Origin of the sequence: Saccharomonospora sp. NPDC046836 (genome assembly GCF_040645195.1) — a bacterium.
GTDB lineage: Bacteria > Actinomycetota > Actinomycetes > Mycobacteriales > Pseudonocardiaceae > Prauserella_A.
The window spans coordinates 1-5,534 of record NZ_JBEYXW010000098.1 but is presented as its reverse complement, the minus strand read 5'-3'; the positions used below and the strand labels follow the sequence as shown (position 1 = coordinate 5,534).

General features: G+C 73.2%; 7 protein-coding genes and 1 pseudogene. All 8 read right to left on the bottom strand.

Features of this window, described 5'->3' with window-relative positions; translation table 11 throughout:
- Positions 1-452: 452 nt before the first annotated feature.
- Positions 453-2,615, bottom strand: coding sequence for a zonular occludens toxin domain-containing protein (locus ABZ863_RS35280; protein WP_358544090.1), 2,163 nt, complete (start codon positions 2,613-2,615; stop codon positions 453-455).
- A 94-nt stretch (positions 2,616-2,709) separates the two neighbouring features.
- Positions 2,710-2,895, bottom strand: coding sequence for a DUF6257 family protein (locus tag ABZ863_RS35275; protein ID WP_358544088.1), 186 nt, complete (start codon positions 2,893-2,895; stop codon positions 2,710-2,712).
- Positions 2,896-2,983: 88 nt separating this feature from the next.
- Entirely contained in the window at positions 2,984-3,172 is a 189-nt protein-coding gene (locus tag ABZ863_RS35270) for a hypothetical protein (RefSeq protein WP_358544082.1), read from the bottom strand.
- An 88-nt stretch (positions 3,173-3,260) separates the two neighbouring features.
- On the bottom strand, positions 3,261-3,647 hold the full coding sequence (locus ABZ863_RS35265; RefSeq protein WP_128462829.1) for a DUF6251 family protein: 387 nt from the start codon (positions 3,645-3,647) through the stop codon (positions 3,261-3,263).
- Positions 3,648-3,756: 109 nt separating this feature from the next.
- The gene (locus ABZ863_RS35260; RefSeq protein WP_128462828.1) at positions 3,757-4,182 is read right to left on the bottom strand and encodes an NUDIX hydrolase; all 426 of its coding nucleotides are present in this window, start codon (positions 4,180-4,182) and stop codon (positions 3,757-3,759) included.
- Positions 4,183-4,198: 16 nt separating this feature from the next.
- Positions 4,199-4,591 (bottom strand): DUF3307 domain-containing protein, encoded by a 393-nt coding sequence (locus tag ABZ863_RS35255; protein ID WP_358544080.1) that lies wholly within the window; start codon positions 4,589-4,591, stop codon positions 4,199-4,201.
- A 9-nt stretch (positions 4,592-4,600) separates the two neighbouring features.
- Positions 4,601-4,927 (bottom strand): RRQRL motif-containing zinc-binding protein, encoded by a 327-nt coding sequence (locus ABZ863_RS35250; protein WP_128462826.1) that lies wholly within the window; start codon positions 4,925-4,927, stop codon positions 4,601-4,603.
- Positions 4,927-5,534: pseudogene (locus ABZ863_RS35245) on the bottom strand (hypothetical protein); the annotation flags it as partial. The pseudogene ABZ863_RS35245 and the gene ABZ863_RS35250, both read right to left, overlap by 1 nt.

Genomic DNA, 5,534 nt, shown 5'->3' with positions numbered 1-5,534 from the left:
TGGCACCACGACCGCGCCGACGCGGGCGCGGCGGGGGACGGGGGCGCGACGATGTGCAGCCAGCGGACCGCGTGCCGGGGGCCGGCCTCTCGCCGGATCGGGGTGGGTTGGGTCATGCTGGGGACCTCCACTGTTCAGTTGATGGGTGGAAGAGGGCGGCCCCGGCTTTGGCGAGACGGGGGCCGCCCTCGTTGTTGGCGGAGTGGCAGCAGTCGCAGTTGCCGCCGTTCTGGCGGCAGCCTCAGCGCTGGACGTTCCGCGCAACTAGTGACAGTGCGTGATGGGGAGGGAGGCGGGGTTGCCTCCAGAAGTGGGCCCTGTGGGGGGTTCTCGGCGTTGTGGCGGGGCGCCTCCCCTGCCTCCCCTGGTGTCTATCTGCGCTGATCAGGCGTGGGGAGGTGGCCTGGGGGAGGCGTGTGGGGAGAACTCCCCACCTCCCCAGTTGCCTCCCCTTACGATGCGTTACTTTCGGGGGCGTTCTCGTCGCGCTCCTCGATGCCCTCCAGGACGCGGGAGCGGCGGACGGTCATGATCCCGCCGAGCTTGCGCGGCTCGGCCCCGATGGCGGCGAGGGCGGCCTTCAGGTCCGCGAACGTCCACTCGCTGTACTCGTGCGGCCACGTGGCCATGAGGGCGGCGAGGACTTCGGTGGAGCGCATGGTCTCCTGGTCGCCGAGGACGGCGAGGACGTTGGCCGGGTGGTCGGCGGGCTCACCGGTCGGCGCGTCAGGGACGGGTGCCACGCCTTCGCGCAGGGCCAGGGCCCGCTTCACGATGGGGGTGATCTGGTCGGTGGTGGAGTCCTTGCGGACGTAGTGGGCGCGGACCAGCTCGAAGGGGTTCTTGGTGAAGCCGACGGTGAGGGCGGTGCCGACGTTCTCGGCGGGGTTGAGGGTGGTGGCGGTGATCCCGGCCTTGTGCTTGCCGGTGCCGAGCAGTCCGTCGTTGGCGACGTGGTCGCCGACGGCGAACGCGACGCGGTGGGAGGTGTTGCGGGTGACGTCCTTCGGGATGCTGTCGGCCGTGGGGGAGACGGTCACGAAGATGAGGGTGATGCCGACCTTGCGGGCCTTCTTCATGACCTTGACGGCGAGTTCGGCGGCCTCGGCCCCGTACTTCTTGTGCATGAACAGCTCGTGGCACTCGTCGAAGACGACGACCTTGGGCCGCATACGCGCATCACGCTGGGCCAGTGCGCGGGTGAGACGGACCTCGTCACCGCCGAGCTGTTCCAGGAGCTTGCCCCGGTCGGTGACTTCCTGGCGCAGGGAGCGCAGGGCCTTGACGGCGGCCTCGATCTGCTCGTCCTCGTCGCCCTTGACCAGGACCCGCAGCCTCTCGCGCATGGGGTCGTAGTCGACGTTGTAGGCCATGACGTACGCCTCGATGTCGACCAGCGGGTCGAGCATCGCCCCCAGCAGCAGGGAGACGATCAGGGAGGACTTCCCGGAGCCCATGATGCCGCCGACCATGTAGTTGGCGGCCATGAGCTTGCCGAAGACCTGGTCACCGCGCTGGGACACCCCGATGGGCACACCCTTGAAGTAGTCCGCCTCACCGCCGTTCAGCAGCGGCCAGTCCGGGACCTTCCCCGACAGGCTGCCCTGGTCGGCGACCCACAGGTCAAGCACGCTGGGCTGGTCGGTCGGCTCGGTCGGCCAGACTTCGACCGGCTTGCGCATCAGGTTGTGGGCCAGGACGGTCTTCTTCTCGTTGACCATCTCCACCGTGACACCCATCGGCAACTGCAACTGGGAGTGCCAGCCGTTGCCCAGCCGCGTGGTGGGAGCGACCCACCTCGGCTGCCAACCCTCCTTGACGGCCCGGTTCAGCGGACCGATCCCCAGGTGGCGCAGCGCCTCCAGGATCGCTCCCTCGTCGGGCACGACCTCCCGCGACTCGCCCTCCGCTCCTGGCAGCAGCCAGGCCGGGGCGGCCTGCTGGTGGCGGCCCACGCCCCACAGGGCGAGCAGGCCCAGCCAGGGGGCGAGGGTGACCAGCGGGCCCCAGACCACGGAGACGATGACGACGATCCACCGGACCAGCTCGACCACGGCGAGGGTGGGGGTGGCGATGTCGGCGAAGTTCTCGTTGGCGACGGCCAGGATGATGCCGAGCAGCAGCAGCCCGCCCCCCGTCACGCCGACGCCGGCGGCGGCGCCCTTGGCGAGTCGCTGAGGCGCCGAGAGCAGTTCCATGCGGCGCTGGTGGCGGGCGGCGCGGAAGGCACGGCCGCGCTCCTCCCACTCCCGGGCCAGCTCGTGGTTCCCCGCGGCTTCCGCCGCGCGGATCATCCGCTCGTAGCGGGCGGCCGAGCGCGAGTCCCACGCCCGGCGGGTGACGATCCGGGCACCGCCGACGACGTAGGCACCGTGGCGGGCCGTCGCCCGCACCGACGCCCGGGTGCGCTCCGAGGTGACCACCGTCCGCAGGCCCCGCACCACCCGCCGGCCACCCGGCTCCTTCACGGTCGCCTCGCCCTCGGCGGGCACGTCCGGGGTGGCGGGCTCCGGGGTGGTGGCGGGCTTGACCAGGGAGATCGGGGGCTGTTCGGGGCGGTGGTCGTCCAGGTGGTGCACGGTGCCCATGGGGGCCTCGGGGAGGGTGTCGGTCATGATGAGCGGGTCTCCTTCTGCACGTCACGTGCGGACAGGGGCGGGCGTCGGGGCGGCGGGTTCCTGGCCGGGAAAGGGCCGCCCCGACGGCTTTTCAGCGGGGGGACTTCGCCTCGGCCTCGCGCTTGCGGGCGGCGTCCAGGAGGCGGTCCAACTTGCGCTCCAGGTCGCTCTGGTCGACCTCGGGACCGGCCACCGCGCGCTTGGCCATCCGGCCGATCAGCCAGGCGGCCTTGGCCTTCTCGGAGGTGGTGAGGGTGGGTTCGGGCTTGGCGGGCACAGGGGCTCCCCTCTGGGGCCGGGCCGTCCGGCTCCCCGCCCACCCCCGGCCGCGCTGGGCGGGGGTGGACTGGCAACCGTCGGTGGGCTCAGGCGGGGGTGATGTCCCGAGCGCTGACGATGTCGTCGCGCCCGACGCGGCCACGGTCCATGGCGATACGAACGTCGCCACCGCCCAGGTGCTCCAGGAGGGTGACCCGCTGACCGGTGGACCTCAGGCGGTACTGGTCGCTCTGCACGGCGGGGGCGGGAGCGGCGGTCTTCTTCTTGCGGAACATGTGGTCCTCCTCGTGGTGCGGGGCCGGACTGTCCGGCTCCCCGCCCACCCCCGAGTCGTAGCGGTGGGGGTGGACAGGCAGCCGTCGGTCAGCGGCCCCGGCGGCGCCGGGCCTTGCGGAGGTTCTTGGTGGCCTGGTCGCCGTCTTGGGCGACGGTGCGGACCACGGTGACCAGGCCCCAGGCGGTGGCGACCGCGGCGAGGGCGACGACGGCGAGGCTGATGGCCATGGAGGTGAGGACGCCGACGAGGAGCGGGCCGAAGTAGACGCCGGCGGCGACGGTGCCGGCGCCGATGCCGGTACCGAGGGCGATGCGCTGGGTGGTGCGGTCGGGCGGTGCCTGGTGGATGTGGACCACCGGCGGCTGCCCCTGCTGCTGAAAGGCCGTGGGGAGCTGGTCGGTGTAGATGTGGGTGCCGTCGCGGAGCTGGACGATGTCCGCCCGCACCGGCAGATGACTGGGGGTGGGTTCCACGGGGTCTCCTCTGCGGGTCCGGTGGTCGGCCGGGCGGCCGTGGCACACCACCGGCCCGCCGCCCGGGGTGCGGGCAGCGGGCCGGTAGCGGCCATGGGCGCCGGGACGGTCAGGCCGTCTGTAGGGCGTCGGCGAGGATCGCGGCGTGGTCGAAGGCGAGCCGCTCGGGCAGGTTGGTGATGGGCCACCAGCGGGCGGTGCGGGCGTCGTCCCCGGCGGTGGCCGGGGTGTCGGCGGGCACGGTGGCGAGGTAGGCGACGCTGACGTAGCGGCCACGGGGGTCGCGGTCGGGGGTGTCCCAGACGCTGAGCTGGTGCAGGTCGGCGGCGTCCACGTGGACGCCGGTCTCCTCGGCCAGTTCGCGGGCGGCGGCGGTGCGGGAGGTCTCGCCCTGGTCGACGTGGCCGCCGGGCAGGGCCCAGGCGCCCTCGAAGGGGGGCCAGTCGCGCTCGATCAGCAGGACGCGGCCGTCCGTGGTGACGGCGACGATGTCGGCGGTGTAGCGGATGGTCTCAGGGGTTTCGGCGGCGCTCACGAAGGCTCCTTCGGGGTCAGGCGGCGAGGAAGAGGGCGGCGAGGGTGAGGGCGAGGACGTGGGCGGTCTGGTCGACGTGGGCGGCCCCGCCGTGCGCGGCGAACTTGGGCTGTCGGGCCCACCGCATCCAGGCGGTGACGAGTCGGCGGCGGTCGATGGCGGCGTGTGTCGTGCCGATCCAGACGAGTACGGCGAGGGTGGGCAGGACCGGCAGGCGCCAGCCGAGGACGAGGGAGCCGACCGTGAGGAGGAGCGCGCAGACGGCGACGTGCACGGCCGCGTGCGAGGCGTTGGCGGTCCAGCCGGTGCGGCCGGGGCCGGCCTTGTGGGTGGCCTGGTAGTCGGTCTGGAGGGGGTAGTCGGCCAGGAGGTGGCCGACGTAGAGCAGGAACAGCACCTCGGCGAACACGGGTACTCCTCAGTGGTTGTCGTGGCAGGGCACGCAGGCCCCGAGCGAGCGGGGGATGCAGTAGCCGCGGTCCTGCTGGCACTGCGGGCAGATCCGCCGGGCCCGCAGTGCGGCGGCCAGCGCCCGGCTGCGGCCCTCGGTCATGGGCCGGACGGGCTTGGCCTGGTCGATGCGGTAGAGGTAGCCGACCAGCGGCGGACGGCCGCGCCGGCGGGGGCGCTGGAGCTGTGCGACGACCGACTGTCCGCCGGGCCGCAGGCCCATCGCGCGCAGCTGGCGGCGGGTGGCAAGACCCTCGGGGGCGAGACGCCAGGGGTAGACGGGCAGGGTGGCCATCAGACCGTCCCGCTCGTCGTCGTGGCGGTGGCGCTGCGTTCGGCGTGGAGGGTGTCGCGGATTTGGCGGGCGCGGGCGGCGCCGGTGCCGAGTTCGCGGCGGATGGCCTCGGCGGTCAGGTCGGTGGTCGACCAGCCGGCCGTCTTGGTGCGGGCCTCGGCAAGGAGCTGGTCGAGGGTGCGGGTCGGGCGGCGGGTGCGGGCGGAGTCGGGCACCCGGTGCGTGACCCGGCGGGCCGGTCGAGTCGACTCAGCGGCCAGCGCACGGGCCGGACGGGTCGGCCGGGTAGCGACGGGCTTGAGGTCGAGAGTCGACTTCAGGAAGCCGGCCGGGACCGGCTTGGGCAGGTTCACCACGGTCGGCCGGTCGACCGGCTGCGCGACGGCCGGGGCCGCAGCGGGGGCGGCATCCTCCGCCGACGCCGGCTCAACCGGAGCGGGGCGGGGGCCGGGGGGTTTGTGCAGGTCAGGGGTCGACCGCTTTCGACCGAACCAGCCGTTTTTCTTGCTGTTTCGGGTGGTATGTTCGGCGGCCTGGTAGGCGGCGGTGCGGGTGACGCGGCGGGCGACCAGGTCCGGGGTCATGCCCGGCTCGTCGGCGCCCTGCT